Source organism: Kitasatospora sp. NPDC085879, from assembly GCF_040686255.1.
Classification (GTDB): Bacteria; Actinomycetota; Actinomycetes; order Streptomycetales; family Streptomycetaceae; genus Kitasatospora.
The window spans coordinates 16,685-35,824 of record NZ_JBFBJZ010000021.1 but is presented as its reverse complement, the minus strand read 5'-3'; the positions used below and the strand labels follow the sequence as shown (position 1 = coordinate 35,824).

The 19,140-nt window shown below is 75.7% G+C and carries 18 protein-coding genes; 8 read left to right on the top strand and 10 right to left on the bottom strand.

Translation table 11 applies throughout. The features are described 5' to 3' along the window. Positions 1-56: 56 nt before the first annotated feature. Entirely contained in the window at positions 57-1,007 is a 951-nt protein-coding gene (locus AB0P35_RS17915) for a hypothetical protein (RefSeq protein ID WP_363511664.1), read from the bottom strand. Positions 1,008-1,283: 276 nt separating this feature from the next. Between AB0P35_RS17915 and AB0P35_RS17910 the strand changes: the two genes are divergently transcribed. Continuing rightward, a complete protein-coding gene (locus AB0P35_RS17910; RefSeq protein ID WP_179419348.1) occupies positions 1,284-1,781 on the top strand; it encodes an SsgA family sporulation/cell division regulator in 498 nt (165 codons plus the stop codon). A 27-nt stretch (positions 1,782-1,808) separates the two neighbouring features. Here AB0P35_RS17910 and AB0P35_RS17905 read toward each other — a convergent pair whose 3' ends face one another. Next, a complete protein-coding gene (locus AB0P35_RS17905) occupies positions 1,809-3,146 on the bottom strand; it encodes a GAF domain-containing protein (protein ID WP_363511662.1) in 1,338 nt (445 codons plus the stop codon). 358 nt (positions 3,147-3,504) lie between these two features. On the opposite strand from AB0P35_RS17905, the gene AB0P35_RS17900 reads away from it, so the two are divergent. Next, entirely contained in the window at positions 3,505-4,128 is a 624-nt protein-coding gene (locus AB0P35_RS17900) for a phosphatase PAP2 family protein (RefSeq protein WP_363511660.1), read from the top strand. Between the two features lie 53 nt (positions 4,129-4,181). Here AB0P35_RS17900 and AB0P35_RS17895 read toward each other — a convergent pair whose 3' ends face one another. Together AB0P35_RS17895 and AB0P35_RS17890 are read right to left on the bottom strand one after the other, a co-directional pair. Continuing rightward, positions 4,182-4,814: a response regulator transcription factor gene (locus AB0P35_RS17895; protein ID WP_363511658.1), complete on the bottom strand. Its 633-nt coding sequence runs from the start codon at positions 4,812-4,814 to the stop codon at positions 4,182-4,184. Continuing rightward, on the bottom strand, positions 4,811-6,079 hold the full coding sequence (locus tag AB0P35_RS17890; RefSeq protein WP_363511656.1) for a sensor histidine kinase: 1,269 nt from the start codon (positions 6,077-6,079) through the stop codon (positions 4,811-4,813). The genes AB0P35_RS17895 and AB0P35_RS17890 overlap by 4 nt, the downstream gene beginning before the upstream one ends. Positions 6,080-6,251: 172 nt before the next feature. On the opposite strand from AB0P35_RS17890, the gene AB0P35_RS17885 reads away from it, so the two are divergent. From AB0P35_RS17885 to AB0P35_RS17870, 4 genes are all read left to right on the top strand, one after another. Then, positions 6,252-7,328: an FtsX-like permease family protein gene (locus AB0P35_RS17885; RefSeq protein ID WP_363511654.1), complete on the top strand. Its 1,077-nt coding sequence runs from the start codon at positions 6,252-6,254 to the stop codon at positions 7,326-7,328. After that, a complete protein-coding gene (locus AB0P35_RS17880; protein ID WP_363511652.1) occupies positions 7,325-8,002 on the top strand; it encodes an ABC transporter ATP-binding protein in 678 nt (225 codons plus the stop codon). Before AB0P35_RS17885 ends, AB0P35_RS17880 begins: the two co-directional genes overlap by 4 nt. 254 nt (positions 8,003-8,256) lie before the next feature. Next, positions 8,257-9,378, top strand: coding sequence for a TIGR03364 family FAD-dependent oxidoreductase (locus AB0P35_RS17875; protein ID WP_363511650.1), 1,122 nt, complete (start codon positions 8,257-8,259; stop codon positions 9,376-9,378). Positions 9,379-9,390: 12 nt separating this feature from the next. Then, a complete protein-coding gene (locus tag AB0P35_RS17870; RefSeq protein ID WP_363511648.1) occupies positions 9,391-10,068 on the top strand; it encodes a phosphonatase-like hydrolase in 678 nt (225 codons plus the stop codon). 18 nt (positions 10,069-10,086) lie between these two features. Here the strand turns inward: AB0P35_RS17870 and AB0P35_RS17865 are convergent, their stop codons facing one another. Next, positions 10,087-11,415 (bottom strand): hypothetical protein, encoded by a 1,329-nt coding sequence (locus AB0P35_RS17865; RefSeq protein ID WP_095872728.1) that lies wholly within the window; start codon positions 11,413-11,415, stop codon positions 10,087-10,089. A 195-nt stretch (positions 11,416-11,610) separates the two neighbouring features. Between AB0P35_RS17865 and AB0P35_RS17860 the strand changes: the two genes are divergently transcribed. Together AB0P35_RS17860 and AB0P35_RS17855 are read left to right on the top strand one after the other, a co-directional pair. Further along, a complete protein-coding gene (locus tag AB0P35_RS17860; protein ID WP_095872727.1) occupies positions 11,611-12,030 on the top strand; it encodes an ATP-binding protein in 420 nt (139 codons plus the stop codon). Between the two features lie 139 nt (positions 12,031-12,169). Continuing rightward, positions 12,170-13,411: a glycoside hydrolase family 3 N-terminal domain-containing protein gene (locus tag AB0P35_RS17855; RefSeq protein WP_363511646.1), complete on the top strand. Its 1,242-nt coding sequence runs from the start codon at positions 12,170-12,172 to the stop codon at positions 13,409-13,411. Between the two features lie 23 nt (positions 13,412-13,434). Here AB0P35_RS17855 and AB0P35_RS17850 read toward each other — a convergent pair whose 3' ends face one another. The 5 genes from AB0P35_RS17850 to AB0P35_RS17830 all read right to left on the bottom strand — a co-directional run bounded on the left by AB0P35_RS17850 (position 13,435) and on the right by AB0P35_RS17830 (position 19,138). Next, positions 13,435-15,387 (bottom strand): phosphocholine-specific phospholipase C, encoded by a 1,953-nt coding sequence (locus AB0P35_RS17850; protein WP_363511644.1) that lies wholly within the window; start codon positions 15,385-15,387, stop codon positions 13,435-13,437. Positions 15,388-15,398: 11 nt separating this feature from the next. Then, positions 15,399-16,805, bottom strand: coding sequence for an endonuclease/exonuclease/phosphatase family protein (locus AB0P35_RS17845; RefSeq protein ID WP_363511642.1), 1,407 nt, complete (start codon positions 16,803-16,805; stop codon positions 15,399-15,401). A 173-nt stretch (positions 16,806-16,978) separates the two neighbouring features. Then, positions 16,979-17,299 (bottom strand): multidrug efflux SMR transporter, encoded by a 321-nt coding sequence (locus tag AB0P35_RS17840; RefSeq protein WP_263103236.1) that lies wholly within the window; start codon positions 17,297-17,299, stop codon positions 16,979-16,981. Further along, the gene (locus AB0P35_RS17835) at positions 17,299-17,964 is read right to left on the bottom strand and encodes an HAD family phosphatase (RefSeq protein ID WP_363511639.1); all 666 of its coding nucleotides are present in this window, start codon (positions 17,962-17,964) and stop codon (positions 17,299-17,301) included. The genes AB0P35_RS17840 and AB0P35_RS17835 overlap by 1 nt, the downstream gene beginning before the upstream one ends. A 73-nt stretch (positions 17,965-18,037) precedes the next feature. Next, entirely contained in the window at positions 18,038-19,138 is a 1,101-nt protein-coding gene (locus AB0P35_RS17830) for an ABC transporter ATP-binding protein (RefSeq protein WP_363511637.1), read from the bottom strand. Positions 19,139-19,140: the final 2 nt, after the last annotated feature.

Below are 19,140 nucleotides of genomic sequence, written 5' to 3'. Positions count from 1 at the left end.
TGCCCGCGCATCGCGCACCTCGGTGCGCGGGGTGCGCGGGCACCGGACGGCGACGGTCAGGAGCCGCGCGGCCACTCGAAGACGCCGCGGACGGCGACCGCGTGCGGGTCGCGGCCGAGCGGGACGAAGGCGGACGCCGTCCAGGTCTCCTGGGACGTGCCCGACGGCCGGCCGGTGCCGGGCAGCCGGGCGCCCAGCACCTCGAAGGTGTAGGTGCCGGGCTCGATGTCCAGGCCGGCCGGCAGCGTGTACCGGTAGACCAGGGTGCCGTGCTCCTGGGAGACCGTGGTGACCGCGCCGGGCAGGCTGGTCGACGGCACCGTGCCGGGCAGCACGTCGGGGCGCATCAGCCGCAGTTCCACCTGGAGCGCGGTCATCGGCTCGCGCACCTCCAGCAGCACGGTGTGCCGGGTGCCGGCCGGGCCGATCAGTTCGACGCTCGCCCGGCCGGAGAGCGGTTCGAGGCCGGTCGGCTTGCCCGGGCCCGGGGTGCCGGTCGGCGCGGTGGGCGTGGGCCGCACCGGCTCCGGGCCGACCGGGCGTGCGGTGGGCGGGGCGCCGGTGGTGGCGGAGCCGGACGGCGACGGCGAGGGCGAGCCGCTCGGTGCCCCCGCGGACGGCGTGGCGCTGCCGGACGGCGCGGTGGAGGGGCGCCCGGAGGCGGGCGCGGGCGCGGTGCCGGTGTGCGAGCTGCGGGCCGGCGCGGTGGGCGCGGTGTGCAGGGTCTCCGAGGCGGGGACGGCGGTCGCGCTGCCGTGGCCGTCCGAGCTGGGCAGCGGCGGGCTGGCGCCGACGTTGGACATCCCCGGTCGACGCCCGACGCCCTGCTGCTCGTTCAGCAACCAGGTGGTCGCGACGCTGATGCCGACCACGGTCGACATGGCCACCGCCGCGCCCGAGAAGCGGATGGTGGGCAGCCGAAACCTGCCCCCGATCGGCTTGGGCCGGCTGTGCCGTCCGTACCGGACGGCCGTGCGGACCGGCCCGGTGTCCTCGCGGAGCGCCACCGGCTCCCCTCCTCCCCACCCGATGCCGTTGCCCCCGGACTCGTCACGGGCCCCCGGCCGCAGTGACAAGGGCACGAATGTACCAGCGGTGACCGCGGTCGCCGCCAGACCCGGAACGCAACGGATGTGTTAACCGTAATGACGTACTGTGGCGGATATCTGACGCACCGTCCAATCGTACGGTTCCCGCGGCCGCTGCAACCTTTTGCAACCGTTGCCGCGCGCGCCCGCGTGTCGCAGGCTGGAGCGAACCCCAGCCGCCTCGGAGAGACCGTCATGCCGCGCGACCCGCTGTCCGTACCCTCCGACCCGATCGCCGCCACCCCCACGGGCGACGACCCGGGCCGATTCACCACCGCGCGAGCGGTGTTGGACGAGGTGATGACCCTGCGGATCGCGCTCGACGACGACCAGGTGGGAGAGGTGCGTACCCGGTTCCGGTACGACACCGAGCGGCCCTGCGAGGTGCTGCTCACCTTCCACCTGGGCCGTCCCGACGAGGCGGACTGGGTGTTCTCCCGCGAGCTGCTGCGCGACGGGCTGGACGCGCTCAGCGGACAGGGCGACATCAAACTGTGGCCCGCCTACTGCCCCTGCCACGGCTCCACGCTGCACATCGCGCTGGACTCCCCGCACGGCAGCGCCATGCTGGAGGCCTCCCGGCCGCGGGTCCGGGCCTGGCTGGACCGCACCTACGCGCTGATCTCCGCCGACGAGGAGCTGGGCGCCGGCCCGACCGACGCCGAGCTCGCCGAACTGCTCGCCACCGGCTGACCGTGGCGCCCCGCACCGGGCGGTCCGCTACGCCGGGTCCGGCAGCCGGGCGGTGCCGGCGTGCAGGGCCGCGCGCAGGTCGCGGACGGCCGGGGCCGAGGAGGTCGCCAGCAGGTCCAGCGGCTCGGCCGGGCCGTCCACCGAGACGGCGGCCGTGGCGGTCAGCCGGTACGGCCGGTGGTCCAGCAGGGCGCCCAGGTAGCGGCGCAGCCGGGACAGCTCGGCGCGGACGGTGACGGTGCGCGCCGGGTCGCCGAACAGCGCCTCGGCGAGCTGCGCGGCACTCATCCCGGTACGGCGCACCGCGAGCAGCAGCAGCACCTCGGCGTGCCGCGGGCTCAGCACGTGCGACCAGCTGCCGGCACCGCCGGACACGTGCAGCTCGGGCCGGCCGGGCCGCCGCAGGTCGAGCCGGACGCGGGCTCCGGTGCTCTGCTCGGCCACCGAGGCCGGCGAGGCGCCGAGCGGGCGGACCAGCCAGCCGCCGCCGAGCGGCTCCACCGCGCACTCGCCGAGCGTCGGCAGCCACTCCACCGGGCGGCTTCCCCAGCCCTCGGCGGGCAGCCGCAGCCGCTGCACGGGCGGGACGCCGACCGCGGCGGCCGTCCAGCCGGCGCCGTCCACCACCAGCGCGGGGCCGCTGACCCGGGCGAGCAGCCCGGTGGCGAGGGTGCGCAGGCGGTGCAGGGACTCCAGCTGGGCGGCCCGCAGTTCGGTCTCGGCGAGCCGGGCGGCGGTGGCGGTGAGCCGCATCAGGTGCGGCTGCACCTGGTGGGCGGGGCCGCTGAGGTCGAGGATGCCGAGCAGCCGGCCGGTGCGCGGGTCGCGGACGGGCGCGGCGACGCAGGTCCAGGCGTGGTGACTGCGCAGGTAGTGCTCGGCGGAGTGCACCGCGACCGGCCGCTCGGTGCGCAGTGCCATGCCGATGCCGTTGGTGCCGACCTCGTCCTCCGTCCAGCGGGCACCGGTCTCGAAGCCGATGCCGTCGGCGTTGCGGCGCAGGTGGCGGGCGCCGTCGAGCCAGAGCAGGTGGCCCTCGGGGTCGGTGACGGCGAGCAGGACAGGCGCGTCGTCGGGGGCCAGCAGGGTGGTGCGGAGCATCGGCAGGACGGTGTCGAGCTGCGACTGGTGGCGCCGGTGCTGGACGTCGGCGACGCCGATCCGGCGGACGTTGCGGCCGGCGTCCGGGTCGAGCCCGAGGCGGCGCAGCCGCTCCCAGGAGTCGGTGATCTCGGGTCTGGGGGCGGCGCCGGGCAGGTCGGGATCGGGCAGGCCGTCGCCGAGGACGAGGTCGTAGGTGGTGGTGAGGGCGGCGGCGGAGAGCGGTGGGCGGTGGCCGCGGAAGGCCCGGTGTGTGCTGCGCATTCCCGTCCCCCGCCCCGTCGTTGAGTCTCCCCGGTCCGCTGACAGGGTAAGGCTGCTCGATCTGGACATGCCGAGGGAGCCGGAATTCTCATCATTCCCGTCCAGGATCGGCCATGATGGCCGGTTCGCGTGGTTTCCGGGCGGCGGCTGAGCGCGAATGTTCCTTCCGTGCACGACTGGTGACGCTGCGTCAGATCGATGGTGACGTTCGGGGCGCGGTGTCCCGTTCGGAGCCCGGGGCCGGGTGTGGCGGCGGGCGGCCCGGCGGTCGTCTACAGTCGTGTCAACCGTCTACATCTATGTAGACGGTTGCGGGGTCCCGCGGGGCGCCGCCGCACGCCGCACCGGAGGTCCGCCGATGACACCTGCACTGCTCGCCTACGACGGCAGCGGGATCGACGGCGGCCTCTACACCCGGGTGGTCGGCTGGGCCGGCACCGCCCCGCACTGGCTGGACCGGCTGATCGCCGACTGGTCGGCCCTCGGGCTCGGCGTGTTCGCCCTGCTCATGCTGGGCGGCTGGTGGCAGGCGCGCGGCGCCGCCCCCGCGGTGATGGCCCGGGCGCTCGCCGCACCGCTGATCGTGGTCGCCGCGTACGCCGCCGACACGGTGGTCAAGTCGGCCGTCGCGGAAGTCCGGCCGTGCCGGCAGCTCGCGGTCGGCGCCACCCTGGAGGGCTGCCCGGCCGCCGGCGACTGGTCCTTCCCCAGCAACCACACGGTGATCGCCTTCGCGGCGGCCGCCGCCCTGTGGACGGCGAACCGCCGGCTCGGCGCGCTCGCCCTGATCGCCGCGGCGCTGATGGGCGCCTCCCGGGTCTGGGTCGGCGTGCACTACCCGCACGACGTGCTGGCCGGCGCACTGGTCGGGCTGCTCGCCGGGGCGCTGCTCGCGGCGGCCGCCGGACGGGCCGCACCGCTGGTGGAGCGGGCCCGCACCGGGCGGCTCGGCGGGTTCCTGGGCGAGGGCGTCCCGGCCTGACCGCGCTCCCGAGCGCCGTACGTCAGCGTGCCCGGCGACCGGTCCGCTCCGGGTCAGCGCCGGATCAGGCCGCGGGCGGTGGCGGCGGCCACGGCGGCGGTACGCGAGTCGACGCCCAGCTTGGCGTAGATGTGCACCAGGTGGGACTTCACGGTGGCCTGACTGATGTGCAGCTCGCGGGCCACCTCCAGGTTGGCCAGGCCGCGTGCGACCAGCTCCAGCACCTGGACCTCGCGCAGGCTGAGCGCCGTCGCCGGGGTGCGCATCCGGTGCAGCAGCCGGTCCGCCACCGCCGGGGCGAGCGCGGTGCGGCCCGCCGCCGCGTCCCGGACGGCCGCGGCCAGCTCGGCCGGCGGCGCGTCCTTCAACAGGTAGCCGGTCGCGCCGGCCTCGATCGCGCTCAGCGTGTCGGCGTCGCTGTCGTAGGTGGTCACCACGAGCACCCGCGGTGCGCCCGGCCGCGCCGTGATCGCCGCGGTGGCCTGCGAGCCGTTCATCCCGGCGCCGAACTGCAGGTCCATCAGCACGACGTCGACCGGGTGCTCGGCCGCCAGCCGGACGGCCTCCTCGGCGGTGGCCGCCTCGGCAACGATCACCAGGTCCGGTTCGGTCTCCAGGACGGCGCGCAGCCCGGCCCGCACCACCGGGTGGTCGTCCGCCAGCAGCAGCCGGATCGGGGCGGTCACACCCGCTCCCGGCAGGCCTCGCGCGCCGCCGGCTCCGCGTCCGCGCCCGGCTCCGCATCCGCCGCGGGCTCCCCGCCCCGGGACGGGGCGGGGAGCGGCAGCTGGGCCGCGACCGCGGTGCCCTGGCCCGGCGCGGACTCCACCGCCAGGCTGCCGCCGAGGGCGTGCACCCGGTGCCGCATCCCGGCGATCCCGAAGCCGCCCGCCGGGCCGCCTTCGACGAGCGCCGCCGGGTCGAAACCGCAGCCGTCGTCGACCACGTCCAGCGCCACCTCGGCGCCCATGTAGCTGAGGGTCACCTCGACCTGCCGGGCGCCGGCGTGCCGGCCGGCGTTGGCCAGTGCGGACTGCGCCACCCGCACCAGCGCGGGCTCGTACGGGCCGGGCAGCGGCACCGGGGAGCCGGAGAGCGTGAAGTGCACCGGCAGCCCGTACCGGTCGGCGGAGGTCGCGCAGAGCTGCTCCAGGGCGCCGGCCAGTGGCAGGCCGTCCAGCACCGGCGGCGCCAGCTCCCGGACGAACCGGCGGGCCTCCGCCAGGTTGTCCTGGGCGGCCTCCCGGGCCACCCGGACGTGCCGCTCGGCGGCCGTCGGGTCCCCCGGCAGGGCGCGTTCGGCGGCCCGCAGCAGCAGCTGGATCGAGGAGAGGCCCTGCGCCAGGGTGTCGTGGATCTCGCGGGCGAGCCGCTCGCGCTCGGCGAGCACCCCGGCGGCGTGGTCGGCCGCGGCCAGGTCGGCCCGGGTCGCCCGCAGCTCGTCGATCAGCCGCCGCCGCTGCTCGCTCTCCCGGTACAGGGCCTGGTAGCCGAGGACCGTCGCGGTGGCGACCGCCGCGCCGAGCACCGGTCCGATGAAGGCGGCGGCCTCCAGCATGCCCTGGTGCAGGGCGAAGCCGCCGGCCGCGGCCAGCGCGGTGACGAGCACCGCGGCCAGCCCGGCCCGGCGCGGCAGCAGGTGCAACTGCACGAAGTACAGCGGGAAGGCAAGCCAGACACCGTCCCGGCTGACCGCCAGCAGCGCCAGCCAGGCGGCGCCCAGGGCGGTCAGCCACAGCACGGTGGCCGCCCGTCGTCGGCCCACCGCGGGGGTGAGCGGGCCCGCCGCGTACACCGCGCCCGCGGCCAGTGCGGCGAGCACCGCACGTGGCGCGTCCGGCCCGCCGCCGTGCACCGCCCGGGCCGCGGCCAGCGCCAGCAGCCCGGCCACCAGCAGGTGCAGACACCAGTTGACGGCACGCAGCACGGGGGTCAGGGCACGGGGGTTCATGGTGCCTCCACGGTACCGGGCCGCCCCCGGCCGACCGATCGATCAAAAGGTTGATTCCGGTCACCACCCTTCGATTCCGGAGGATCGAACCCCGGCGCGATGTGAAGGCAAGGCGCGCAGCCGAGAGTGGAGGACGTCCACCGACACCACCGCAGAAGGAGCCCGCGCCGCCATGTTCGTCGCCTGGAGGGACCTCCGGTTCGCCAAGGGCCGGTTCGCCCTGATGGGGGCGGTGGTCGTACTGATCACCGTGCTGGTCGGACTGCTGTCCGGCCTCACTGCCGGCCTCGCCCGGGGCAACATCTCCGCCGTCACCGGCCTGAACGCCGACCACCTGGCCTTCGCCGCCCCCGCCGACGGCCGCAGACCCTCCTTCGCCGACTCCGCCCTCCCCGAGCCGACCTGGCAGGAGTGGGCGCGCACCCCCGGCGTCACCGCCGCCGAACCGCTCGGCATCACCACCGCGAAGGCCGCCGCAGGCAGCCGCGCCACCGCGGTCTCCGCCTTCGGCAGCCGCCCCGCCGCCGGCCTCGCCCCGCAGCCCGTCCAGGACGGCACCGCCGTGCTCTCCACCACCGCCGCCGAGGAACTCGGGGCACAGGTCGGTGACACCGTCACCCTCGCCCGCCGCGCCCTCACCGTCGCCGCGGTCGCCGGGGACGCCGCCTACAACCACACCCCGGTCGTCTGGACGAGCCTCGACGACTGGCAGCGGATCGCCCCCGGCGCGGCCGACGGCGGCCCGCACGCCACCGTCGTCGCCCTGCGCACCGGCCCCGGCGCCGACCTCGCCGCCGCCGACACCAGGCTCGGCACCCGCACCCTGAGCCGCGCCGACTCGCTCGCCGCGATCGGCGCCTACACCTCCGAGAACGGCTCGCTGCAGCTGATGCGCGGCTTCCTGTTCGCCATCTCCGCCCTGGTGATCGGCGCCTTCTTCACCGTCTGGACGATCCAGCGGACCGGCGACATCGCCGTCCTCAAAGCACTCGGCGCCTCCACCCGCCGCCTCACCGCCGACGCGCTCGGCCAGGCCGCCGTGCTGCTCGTGCTCGGCACCGCGATCGGCAGCGGCATCGCGGCCGCGGCCGGCGCCGCCGTGTCCGGCACGGTGCCCTTCGTCCTCGACGCGCCGACCCTGCTGCTGCCCGCCCTCGTGATGATCGGGCTCGGCTCCGCCGGCGCCGCCCTCGCGGTGCGCCGCATCACCTCCGTCGACCCGCTGACCGCCCTGGGGAGCACCCGATGAGCCTCCGCCTCGCCGACATCACCCTCAGCTACCCCGACGGCGACAGCCGCCTCACCGCCCTCGACCGGGTCGGCCTGGACGTGCCGCGCGGCTCCCTCACCGCGGTCGTCGGCCCGTCCGGCTCCGGCAAGTCCAGCCTGCTCGCCGTCGCCGCCACCCTGATCACCCCCGACAGCGGGCAGGTCGTCGTGGCCGGCACCGACACCGCGGAGCTCACCGCCGCCGAACGGGCACGGCTGCGCCGGGACCGGATCGGCATCGTCTTCCAGCAGCCCAACCTGCTGCCCTCGCTCACCGCCGCCGAACAGCTCCAGCTGATGGCCCACCTGGCCGGCCGTCCGGCCCGGGCGGCCCGCGCCCTGGAACTCCTGGACGCGGTCGGCCTCGCCGACCTCGCCGACCGCCGCCCCGGCCGGCTCTCCGGCGGCCAGCGACAGCGCGTCAACATCGCCCGGGCCCTGATGAACGAGCCGACCGTCCTGCTGGTCGACGAGCCCACCAGCGCCCTCGACCACGAGCGCGGCGCCGCCGTCGTCGACCTCCTCACCACCCTCACCCGCGAACGCTCCACCGCCACCGTGCTCGTCACCCACGACCGCACCCACCTCGCCGCCGCCGACCAGGTCGCCGAGGTCCGGGACGGCCGCCTCAGGGTCCTCGCCGAGGCGTCCTAGGGTCGGCCCGGTTCCGGACGGCGGTACGGGCGGGGCGCCAACGGTGACGGTGAAGTCCGCATGGAGGACATGAACCAGGCCTCGTCCTTTCCGTCCGACCTGATCGACATGCAGGTCGAACGCTCGGGGGCGCTCAGCGCCGTTGAACCCCGGTGGCCGGTAGGGCCATCTTGTCTGTACAACTTTGCGGCTGGTTCATCTGCGGGCCGCCGACCGGACGACCCGTGGACACCCGGGCGCCCGAGGCTGGCCGCATGAGAGTCATCGTCGTAGGAGCCGGGGTGCTCGGCACCATGCACGCCTGGCAGGCCGTCGAGCGCGGTCACGAGGTCGTCCACCTGGAGCGGGAGGCGGAGGCACGGGGTGCCTCCGTCCGCAACTTCGGTCTGGTCTGGGTCGGCGGGCGGGCCTCGGGGGAGGAGCTCGTCGTCGCGCAGCGCGCCCGTGAGCTGTGGCAGCGGCTCGGCGAGCGCGTCCCCGGCCTGCACTTCCGGCCCAACGGCTCGCTCACCGCGCTGCGCACCGAGGCCGAACTCGCCGTCGCCGAAGAGGTGGTGAAGGGCGAGGAGGCCGCCGAGCGCGGCTACCGGCTGCTCGACGCCGCCGAGACCCGGGCCGTCAACCCGGCCCTGCGCGGCAACCACCTCGGCGCCCTGCACTGCACCCGGGACGCCGCCGTCGAACCCCGCACCGCCCAGCCCGCGCTGCGCGCCGCCCTGGAGGCCAGTGGCCGGTACACCTTCCTGCCCGGGCGGGAGGTCCGCGAGGTCGTCGGCAGCTCCGCCGTCCGCGACGACCACGGCCGGGTGCACCGCGGTGACCTCGTCGTGCTCTGCACCGGCGCCTGGACGGGCGGCCTCGTCCGCGAACTCGCCCCCGAGCTGCCCGTCCGCCGGGTCCGGCTGCAGATGATGCAGACCGACCCGCTCGGCGAGCCGCTCACCACCTCCGTCGCCGACGGGGACAGCTTCCGCTACTACCCCGCCTACGCCGGCACCGCCCTCGACGCCCTGCGGGCCGTCCAGCCGCAGACCGAGACCGCCGCTGAGCACCGCATGCAGCTGCTCATGGTCCAGCGCGTCGACGGCGGCCTCACCATCGGCGACACCCACGAGTACGAGCAGCCCTTCGGCTTCGACACCGTCGAGGAGCCGTACGAGCACCTCACCGCCGTCGCCGAGGACCTGCTCGGCCGGCCGCTGCCCCGGATCCGGCGCCGCTGGGCCGGCGTCTACGCCCAGTGCCTCGACACCGCCCGCGTCGTCCACCGCGAGCGGATCCGCGACGGCGTCTGGCTGGTCACCGGGCCCGGCGGCCGCGGCATGACCTGTTCCCCGGCCATCGCCGAGACCACCGCCGACCTCGCCGACCTGTAAGGAACACCCCGCATGAGCACCGACATCCGCCTCGTCGTCCTCGACATGGCCGGCACCACCGTCGCCGACGGCGGCCTCGTCGAGCAGGCCTTCCGGGCCGCCGCCGCCGACCTCGGCGTCGCCGACGGCAGCGACGAGCACGCCCGCATGCTCGACCACGTCCGCGCCACCATGGGCGAGTCCAAGATCTCCGTCTTCCGTCACCTCTTCGGCACCGAGGACCGCGCCCGGCAGGCCAACCGCGCCTTCGAGGCCGCCTATCACGACCTCGTCGACGCCGGGCACTGCACCGCGCTGCCCGGCGCCGCCGAGGCGATCGGGCGGCTGCGCGGCGCCGGCCTCACGACCGTCCTGACCACCGGCTTCTCCCGCGCCACCCAGGACCGCATCCTGCGGGCCCTCGGCTGGCAGGACGTCGCCGACCTCACCCTCTGCCCCGCCGACGCCGGCCGCGGCCGCCCCTACCCGGACATGGTGCTCACCGCGCTGCTGCGCACCGGCACCGACTCCGTCCGGCAGATCGCGGTGGCCGGCGACACCGGCTACGACATGGTCACCGGCACCCGGGCCGGCGCCGCCGTCGTCGCCGGCGTCCTGACCGGCGCCCACGAGGGGCAGCGACTGCGCGCCGACGGCGCGACGCACGTGCTGGCCTCGGTCGCCGACCTGCCGGAGCTGCTGGGCGTCTGATCCGTCGCCGGGCGGGCCTCAGGCGGCCTTCAGCCGGGCCACCTCGCGGGCCCGCTGGTCGAGGTGGGCGACGGTCCGGTTGCCCAGGTGCGGGCGCAGGCCGCTGCGCAGCGCGCCGAAGTGCTCGTCGCCGCGGACGCTGCTGATCCCGGCGTAGTCGTCCAGGAAGGACGTCCAGGTCGCGGTGGCCGCCTCGATGTGGCCGTACTCCATCTGGCGGCGGGCCAGCAGGCCGAGGCCGTGCACCCGGCCCTGCCGCTCGGTCCGCGGCCGGACCCGGTTGGAGGTCTGCAGTGCCGTGATCGAACCGGGCAGGTCGCCCAGCTCGTACAGCACGTGCGAGAGGTGGAACTGGTACGCCGCCAGGTCGTAGCCGCCGACGGCGTCGTTGCGGCCGTCGGCCCTGGAGAGCGCGGCCTCGGTCTCCGCGAGCCGGGTGAAGGCCTGCCGCCGGTCCTTCACCATCGCCGCCCCGTGTGCCTGCTGGCCGCGCAGGAAGGCGGTGAGCCGGGGGCCGGCGGCGGGCGCGGCCTGCGCGGCCGAGTCGGCGTACTCCAGGGCGCGCGGGCCGTGGCCCAGGCTGGAGGCCTGCAGTGACATGCCGCGCAGCGTGCGGCAGTAGGTGACGTGGTCGTCGGCCTGGTCGGCGAGCCGCAGCGCCTGTACGTAGTACGACTGGCCGAGGCCCTGGGCGAGTTCGTAGACCGCGGACCAGCCGGCCAGGTAGGTCAGGTCGGCGGCGGCGGAGAGCATCTCGCTCTTCGACCGGTCGCTGCCGGCGGCCTGCAGCCACGGGCCGACGCTGTTCACCAGGAAACTCGCCATCATCGGACGGGCGTGCGCCGCACCGAGCTCGTCCAGGATGCCGGCCAGCCGGTCGGTCATCGTCCGGACGGTGGCGACCTCGCCGTCGCCGATCCGCACGGTGCGGCCGGCCGCCGCCCGGTCGATCCGCTCCGCGGCCTCGCCGAAGCCGGGCACGGCGAGCGCCGCCGAGTACAGCCCGGCGGCGAGGACGCTCCGGCGGGACGGGTCCATGTCGGCCCGGCCGAGCGCCACCAGGCCGGACACCGCGTCCTTGGCCTCACGGTCGCCGAGACCGGTCTCCTCCGCCGCCACCGGCCGGCCCAGCCGCCGCGCGAACGCCTCCCGCACCACCCCGGCGACCTCCGCCCGCGGCCGCGACCCGGCCAGCCAGTGCGACACCGTGGTCTTGTCGTAGGTGAGGCGCAGGCCGGCCTCGGCGCCGGTTCTGCGGACCGCCCGCGCGAGCTGGTCGTTGCCCCAGTCCGCCTCGCGCATCAGCGCGGCGAGAGCGGCGTTCGGTGTACGCGTGCGTCGTCCCATGTCGGCCTCGACTCGTGTTCAACCGGTTCAACCCTGTCCACAGCATGGACTGTTCTCCTCTGTGGAGTAAACGAGTTGACTGAACGTGAGCCGTTGGAGGGACTGGATCCGGCGGCTTCCAGCGGCCTGCCCCGGTTTCCCCCCACCGGCGGCGGGCCGCGTCCCCCGCCGTCCCGGGAGAGCAGGAGCGAGCCCATGACGACCGCCGCGAGGTCATCGACCGCCGTGACGCGCCAGGCGCCGCCCGCCGCCGCCGAACTGCCGTGCGAGGAGCGTTCGGCGCAGCTCGCCCGGGGGCTCGTCCGCCTCCGCCTCGACCACCTCGGGCTGGCCGGGCTCGTCGAGGACGCCGAACTGGTGGTCTCCGAACTGGTCGGCAACAGTGTCCGGCACTGCGGGGGGCGGCGGATCCGGGTCGCCGTCCGGCGCCGCCTGGACGGCCGGGTCCGGATCAGCGTCGAGGACGCGTGCCGCACCCCGCCGACCCTGCTGACCGCCGCCGAGGACGACGAGTGCCACCGCGGCCTCGCGCTGGTCGACACGCTGGCCGACCGGTGGGGTTCGGCGCCCACCACCTACGGCAAGGTGACCTGGGCGGACCTCTGCGGGGGCTGAGCCCCCGGCGGGCCGCCCCGTGGCCGTGACGGTGCCGGTGGAGTGTCGCCCGGACGGCGGGTGTGGCCCGGGGGTGGAACCGGGGCGGGGCGGTCTAGCGTGAAGGGGTCGGTCCCGGTCACGGCTGAGGAGGGCGCCCGTGTCGTCGCATGCCCGCTGGTTGGTCGTCTCCCTGGTGATGCTGATGGCCGCCTGTGCGACCGCGCCGCAGACCAGCGCCGGACAGCCGTCCGCCGGACGGTCCTCGCCGACCCCGTCGTCCGCCTCCGCCTCCGGGAGTACCGCCGTGAGTCCGACCCAGCCGCCGCCCTCGTCCGTACCGGCCGGTTCCGCCGAGCCGTCCCGGCGGCCCCTGACGCCGCCGGCCGCCGAGCCGGCGAGTGACGAGCAACTGGCCGGGCAGCGGATCGTCTGGTCCTACCCCGGGGCCGCCGTGCCGGAGCCGCTGCTGGCAGCGGTGCGGGCCGGCCGGGCGGCCGGGGTGATCTTCTTCAAGGACAACATCCCGGACGTGGCGACCCTCCGTTCGGCGGTCGAGCAGCTGCGCGAGGCACAGCGGCAGAGCCCGGTGGCGGCGCCGCTGCTGCTGATGACCGACCAGGAGGGCGGCCGGGTACGGCGGCTGCCGGGGGCGCCGGAGATGTCGGCGCGCCAGGTCGGCGAGTCCGCGGACGCGGTGGCGGTGGCCGCCCGGACCGGAACCGAGGCGGGGAAGAACCTGGCGGCGTCCGGCCTGAACGTCAACCTCGCCCCGGTGCTCGACGTCTACGACACCCCGGACAACTTCATCGATTCCAAGCAGCGCTCGTACGGCAAGGACCCGGCGGTGGTGGCGGACCTGGCGGCGGCCTTCGCGGTCGCGCAACGGCAGGAGGGCGTGGCGGCCACCGCCAAGCACTTCCCGGGGCTGGGCACGGCGCCGGCCGGGCAGAACACGGACACCGGGCCGGTGACCCTGCCGGTGCCGCTGGAGCGGCTGCGCGCGGAGGAGGAGGCGCCGTACCGGGCGGCGCTGGCGGTCGGGGTGCCGCTGGTGATGCTGTCCTGGGCGGTGTACCCGGCGCTGGACGCGGGGCGGCCGGCCGGGCTGTCGCAGGCCGTGGTCCGCGGTGAGCTGCGGGAGCGGCTGGGCTTCCGCGGGGTGACGGTGACGGACGCGCTGGAGGCCGGGGCGCTGAACGGCTTCGGCGACACGGGGCAGCGGGCGGTGGCGGCCGCGGCGGCCGGGATGGACCTGATGCTCTGCTCGGCGCGGGACGTCGCGCAGGGCGAGCAGGCGGCGCAGGCGCTGGCCCGGGCACTCTCCGACGGCACGCTGGACCGGGTCGGCTTCACCGCGGCGACCACCCGGATCGCCGCGCTGCGGGGCGCCCTGCACTGATCGGCCGGGCGCCCCGCCGGAGGTCAGTGCAGGGTGCCCGCGTACCGCTGGAGGAAGCGGGTGCCGGTGCCGGCGGTGACGACCACGTCGTAGCGGCCCTGGTCGAGCGGCCAGTCGACGGTGGTCGTGGTGCCGGGGGCGACCCAGACCGTCCGGGCGGTGCCGGCGTAGTCGTTCGGGGTCAGCGTGAACGAGCACTCGGTGCGGCCGTCGTTGGCGAGCCGCAGGGTGATGCTGCCGGGGCCGGCGGTGGCGGTCACCGAGGGCACGGCCACGTCGTCCTGCGGGGCGCGCATGACGGTGCCGGCGAAGCGGCGGACGAAGCCGTCCGGGCCGTGCACGGTGAAGTCGTAGCGGCCGTCGGTCGCGGCGGCGTCCCAGGTGTACGTGCGGCTCGCGCCGGCCGGCACGGTGAACGGGGTGCCGGCGAACGGCAGCACGATGTTCGGGTAGACGGTGTACGGGAAGGCCACCGCACCGGAGTTGGCGAGCGTGCAGGTGACGGCGCCGGTGCCGCGGTCGACCGCGACGTCGGCCCACGGGCGGTACGGGAGCCGGCGGTGCGGGCGGGTGCCCGGCTCCTGGGCGGGCATCGCCTGGGCTCCGGTGGCGGGCAGCTTGACCGCGGGCAGCTTGGCGCCGGCGTCGGCCTTGGCCATCAGGGCGACGGTGTCGGGCAGCGCCGGGACGCCGAAGTCCGGTGCGGTGAAGTCGAAGCAGCTGGTGAGGTCGCCGCAGACGGCGCGCCGCCAGGCGGAGATGTTCGGCTCCTGGACGCCGGTCACCAGCTCCAGGAACCGCAGCACCGACGTGTGGTCGAAGACCTGCGAGTTCACCCAGCCGCCGCGCGACCACGGCGAGGCGACCCAGAGCGGCACCCGGTTGCCGAGGCCGATCGCCCGGCCCTGGGTGTACTCCTCCGGGGTGCCCGGCTCGGGGGTGGGCGGGACGACGTGGTCGAAGTAGCCGTCGTTCTCGTCGTACATCACCAGGAAGACGGTGTGCTGCCAGACCGCCGGGTTCGACATCAGCGACTGCAGTGCGGTGTTCACCCAGTGCGCGCCGTAGTCCGGGCTGGCGCTGGGGTGTTCGCAGAACAGGTAGGGCGCGACCAGCCAGGAGACGGTCGGCAGGGTGCCGTCCTTGCAGTGCTGGTCGAAGGTGGTCGGGTCCCACTTGGTCATCGCGTTGACGTACCGCGGGTCCGTGGCGGGGAAGGCGTGGAACTGCTTGAAGTAGGAGAGCGCGTTGTCGTCGTAGTCGCCGGTGCGGTCGTCCTTGCTCGGGTTGTGGTAGACCCGCCAGCTCACGCCGGCGGCCTGCAGCCGCTCGGCGTAGGTCGTCCAGTCCGCCACCGGGTTGTCGGTGACCGGCGTGTTGTCGATCCACGGGCCGGTGGTGCCGTCCCGGCCGGGGCCGGCCGTGCCCGTCCAGAGGTAGAGCCGGTTGGGGTCGGTCGGGCCGGCCATCGAGCAGAAGTACGCGTCGCAGAGCGTGAAGGCGTCGGCCAGCGCGTACTGGTAGGGGATGTCCTCGCGGGTGAAGTAGCCCATGGTGCGCTCGCCCTTGGCGGCGATCCACTTGTTCATCGCGCCGCCGTTGATGGCCTGGTGGCCGGTGGCCCAGTCGTGGGCGAGGCCGCCGGCGTTCTGCGCGTTGTACTTCGTGGTGTCCATCCGGAACGGCAGCATGGCGCCGCCGTCGCTGCGGCCCGCGTCGGGCTGGCGGAAGACGTCGGTGCCGTCGGGGAACTGCAGCGCCTGCCGGTCGGCGAAGCCGCGGACGCCGTTCAGGGCACCGAAGTAGTGGTCGAAGGAGCGGTTCTCCTGCATGAGGATCACCACGTGCTTGACGTCGGCGATCGAGCCGGTGGCGCCGGCCGCGCGGGCGGCGGCCGCGGGCAGGCCGACGGCGGCGGCCGCGCCGGTGGCCGCCGTCGCGGCGACGAAGCTGCGGCGGCTGAGCTGGGGGGTCATGGCGGGGCCTCTCAGAGCGTGAAGGTGGCGACGGCGGCGGCGGTGTCGCTCGGCCAGCCGTTGGCGGCGGCGTCCGGTTCGGCCTGCGGCCAGCCGGTGGCGAGGGTGTGCGCCTCGACGAGGGTCAGCGCGCCCGCGAACTGGACCTGGTCGATCCGGTCCTGCGGCTCGGGCTTGCCGCCGCGCAGCGTCCGGGTCGGCGACCAGGTGCTGCCGGGGGAGGCCACCGGGTCGGGGTGCGCGCTGCGGTACGCGTCGGTCAGGCCGGCGTCCCGCAGGGCGGTGGTGACCGGCCAGGCGAGGGCGGGGCGGCCGTCCTGGCCCGTCCAGTCCAGGTGCGAGGGCGAGGCGAGGTCGGCGGCCAGCACCACCCGCTGCCCGGCGGCGATGTCGGCCTGCACCGCGGCGGCCAGCGCCCGGGCCTGCTGCCCGCGGGTGGACGCCGCCTCGGCCGCCTGCACCTGCGCGGCGCTCTGCCCGTCCTGGATCGCGTACGGGCCGTAGTTCGCCTCGTCGAGGTGCGCGGCCCAGAAGCGGACGCTGCGGCCGCCCGGCAGCTGCACGGTGGCGCCGGCGGCGGGCAGTGAGGCGGTCGGCGCGGTGACCGCGGCGAGCGGCCAGCGGCTGAGGATGCCGACGCTGCCGGTGCTCTGGTAGGCGTACCAGCCGAGCGCGGTCGCCAGGGCCTGCGCGGCGGTGCCGGCGGTCTCCTGCAGCGCGACCACGTCCAGGCCCTGGGTCAGGACGGCCCGAAGCTGCTTCTCCGCCGCGTCGGTGAAGGCGCCGCCGGCGTTGGCGAGGTTCCAGGTCGCGGTCTTGAGGGTGAGCGGGCCGGCCGGGTCGCGGACCGGGACCTGCACGGTGACCGTGTCGGTGGCGCCCGCCGGGTCCTTGATGCCGACGGTGACCACCGCGGGGTGCGCCGTCACGCCGGGCGCGGTGCCGCTCACCGTGCCGTCGGCCGCCACCGACAGCCAGGTGTCGCCGGAGACCTTCCGGTACGCGGCGGTGCCGGTGCCCTTGACCCACAGACCGGCCAGCTTCACCGACACGGCCGCCCCGGGCGCGACCTGAGTGACCGTCAGTGCGTCCACCGCGGCGTGCGGCCGGGGCGCCGCCGGCTTGGGACGGAAGGTGAACGGCGCGGTCTGCGCGAGGATCCCGTACCCGTCCTTGGCCAGCAGGTACGCGGTGTACGGGCCGCCGGTCAGCGCCGAGGTGTCCAACTGGACGTCCCCCGAGCCGCCGGGCGTGTACTTCCACAGCAGCGAGGACCCGGTGCCGGGCTGCCGGGTGCCGTCGTAGATCCCCACCCAGTTCTTCGGGTCCGGGGAGCCGGTCGTCCAGTGGAAGGTGATCCGGTCGCCCTCGGTCGGGTTCACCGGCGTCGCGATGACGAGCGTCGAGCCTGTCGCCACGGAAGTCCTGTCCGCCGCACCGCCCTTGGCGCAGCTGATTCGAGTTGGCTGAACAACTCGCACCATTGACCCGGCCCCCGGCGGCGCCCGGGTGAACACGGCATGACGCCCCGTCGGAAGAACCGCGAACCCTCCCCGGACCGACGGGGTCGCCCGCCGCCCCCGGCCGAACGTCAGTGGCCGCCGCGGAGGTTGATGACGACGACGCCGGCGATGACCAGGGCGATGCCCAGCCACTGGAGGCGGCCCAGGGGTTCGGCGAAGAAGGTGGCGCCGATCGCGGCGACGGCGGCGGTGCCGGCGCCGGACCAGACGGCGTAGGCCACCGAGACCGGGATGTGCTTCAGGGCGCGGCCGAGCAGCAGGAAGGAGAGCACGTAGCCCAGGGCCACCCCGATGCTCGGCCACAACCGGCTGAAACCGTCGGTGAGTTTGAGCAGGCTGGTGGCGCAGACCTCGCTGGCGATGGCGAGGGCGAGCAGCAGGTACGGCATCAGGCCGGCCGGGCGGCGGCGAGGGTGTGCAGCAGGGCGACGTCGGCCTCTTCGAGGCTGTCGAGGAGGGTGATCCGGCCGTGCGCGGCGATCGGGACGGTCGAGGGCACGGCGAGCACCGCACAGCCCGCGGCGACCGCGGAGGCGACCCCGGCCGGGCTGTCCTCGACGGCCACGCACGTGGCCGGGTCGAGGCCGAGGCGCTCGGCGGCGGCGAGGTACGGGTCCGGGTCGGGCTTGGTGCGCTCGGTGTCCTCGACGGCGACGGTGGTGGTGAACCAGCGGTCGCCGATCGCGCCGAGCACCAGGTCGACGACGCGCCGCGGCGAGGCGGAGACCAGCGCGGTGGGCACCTCGGCGGTGCGCAGGGCGGCGAGCAGGTCGAGGGCGCCCGGCCGGGGGACGACCTCGGCGGCGACCTTGCCGGCGAAGGCCCGGTTGAGCCGCTCCACGAGTTCGGCCTCGGCCAGGTCGGTGCCGCTGGCCCGGTGCAGGTGGGCGGCGGTGTGCTCGGCGGCCCGGCCGAGCACCTCGGGCAGGTCGTCCTCGGTGAGGGTGAGGCCGAGTCCGGCCGCGGTCTCGGCGGCGGCCTGCCACCAGAGGGGCTCGGTGTCGACGAGCGTGCCGTCCATGTCGAACAGGACGGCGGCGGGGGTGTGGGGCATGGGTGCACCTTACGCAAGGCGGCCACCCCGGTGGCGTCGGGACGCATCCGGGGTGACCGCGGGGATCAGTGGGTCAGGACTGCCGGCGCCGGTCGACCAGGACGGGCCGGTCCGGCAGGACGATCTCGGCGCGGCTGCCGGGCGGCAGCGCGGCGGCGGCCTCGGTGGCCAGGTCGGCCTTGACCTCGGTGCCGTCGGCGAGCCGGACGGTGAGCCGGGTGACGGCGCCGAGGAAGGAGGCGCCGGTGACCTGGGCGGTGCCGCCCGCGGCGGGCCGCAGCGCGACGTTCTCCGGCCGGACGAGCACCTCCAGCGGGCCGTCGGCGGGCAGCGTGCCGTCGACCGGGTACGTCCGGCCGAGCAGGGCGACGCCCGACCCGGCGCGCTCGCAGGGGATGCGGCTCATGGTGCCGACGAACTCGGCGACGAAGGCGGTGGCCGGCCGGGCGTACAGCTCGGCGGGCGCCGCGCACTGCTCCAGGCGGCCGGCCCGCAGCACCGCGACCCGGTCGGCCATGGAGAGCGCCTCCTCCTGGTCGTGCGTCACGAACAGGGTGGTGATGCCGAGTTCGCGCTGCAGGCGGCGGATCTCCTCGCGCAGGGTGAGCCGGACCTTCGCGTCCAGGGCGGAGAGCGGCTCGTCCAGCAGCAGCACGCGGGGCTTGAGGGCGAGCGCGCGGGCGAGCGCGATCCGCTGCTGCTGGCCGCCGGAGAGCTGGTGCGGGTAGCGGCCGGCGTGCTGCGGCAGGCCGACGAGCTCCAGCAGTTCCTGGGCGCGGGCGCGCCGTTCGGCCTTGGCGGTGCCGCGCATCCGCAGTCCGAAGGCGACGTTGTCGAGCGCGGTCAGGTGCGGGAAGAGGCTGTACGACTGGAAGACCATGCCGGCGTCGCGTCGGTGCGCCGGGATGCCGGTGACGGGCTTGCCGTCGACCAGCACCTCGCCGGCGTCGTGGGTCTCGAAGCCGGCCAGGATGCGCAGCGCGGTGGTCTTGCCGCAGCCGGACGGGCCCAGCAGCGCGAGGAGTTCGCCGGGCCGGACGTCCAGGTCGAGGCCGTCGAGGGCGGTGGTGGCGCCGAACGAGCGGCGCAGGCCGCGGAATTCGACGGTGGCACCGCCCGCGGCGGCGGCCGGGGCCTGCGGGGCGGCGGGGGAGTGCGGTGCGGCGGTGCTCATGC

Bases quoted from the DNA above. Each gene is read 5' to 3' on its own strand.
- AB0P35_RS17875 (WP_363511650.1), top strand. From the start codon at position 8,257: ATGAGAGTCATCGTCGTAGGAGCCGGGGTGCTCGGCACCATGCACGCC.
- AB0P35_RS17910 (WP_179419348.1), top strand. From the start codon at position 1,284: ATGCCGCGCGACCCGCTGTCCGTACCCTCCGACCCGATCGCCGCCACC.
- AB0P35_RS17830 (WP_363511637.1), bottom strand. From the start codon at position 19,138: ATGAGCACCGCCGCACCGCACTCCCCCGCCGCCCCGCAGGCCCCGGCC.
- AB0P35_RS17840 (WP_263103236.1), bottom strand. From the start codon at position 17,299: ATGCCGTACCTGCTGCTCGCCCTCGCCATCGCCAGCGAGGTCTGCGCC.
- AB0P35_RS17905 (WP_363511662.1), bottom strand. From the start codon at position 3,146: ATGCGCAGCACACACCGGGCCTTCCGCGGCCACCGCCCACCGCTCTCC.
- AB0P35_RS17865 (WP_095872728.1), bottom strand. From the start codon at position 11,415: ATGGGACGACGCACGCGTACACCGAACGCCGCTCTCGCCGCGCTGATG.
- AB0P35_RS17860 (WP_095872727.1), top strand. From the start codon at position 11,611: ATGACGACCGCCGCGAGGTCATCGACCGCCGTGACGCGCCAGGCGCCG.
- AB0P35_RS17835 (WP_363511639.1), bottom strand. From the start codon at position 17,964: ATGCCCCACACCCCCGCCGCCGTCCTGTTCGACATGGACGGCACGCTC.
- AB0P35_RS17900 (WP_363511660.1), top strand. From the start codon at position 3,505: ATGACACCTGCACTGCTCGCCTACGACGGCAGCGGGATCGACGGCGGC.
- AB0P35_RS17870 (WP_363511648.1), top strand. From the start codon at position 9,391: ATGAGCACCGACATCCGCCTCGTCGTCCTCGACATGGCCGGCACCACC.
- AB0P35_RS17885 (WP_363511654.1), top strand. From the start codon at position 6,252: ATGTTCGTCGCCTGGAGGGACCTCCGGTTCGCCAAGGGCCGGTTCGCC.
- AB0P35_RS17850 (WP_363511644.1), bottom strand. From the start codon at position 15,387: ATGACCCCCCAGCTCAGCCGCCGCAGCTTCGTCGCCGCGACGGCGGCC.
- AB0P35_RS17890 (WP_363511656.1), bottom strand. From the start codon at position 6,079: ATGAACCCCCGTGCCCTGACCCCCGTGCTGCGTGCCGTCAACTGGTGT.
- AB0P35_RS17880 (WP_363511652.1), top strand. From the start codon at position 7,325: ATGAGCCTCCGCCTCGCCGACATCACCCTCAGCTACCCCGACGGCGAC.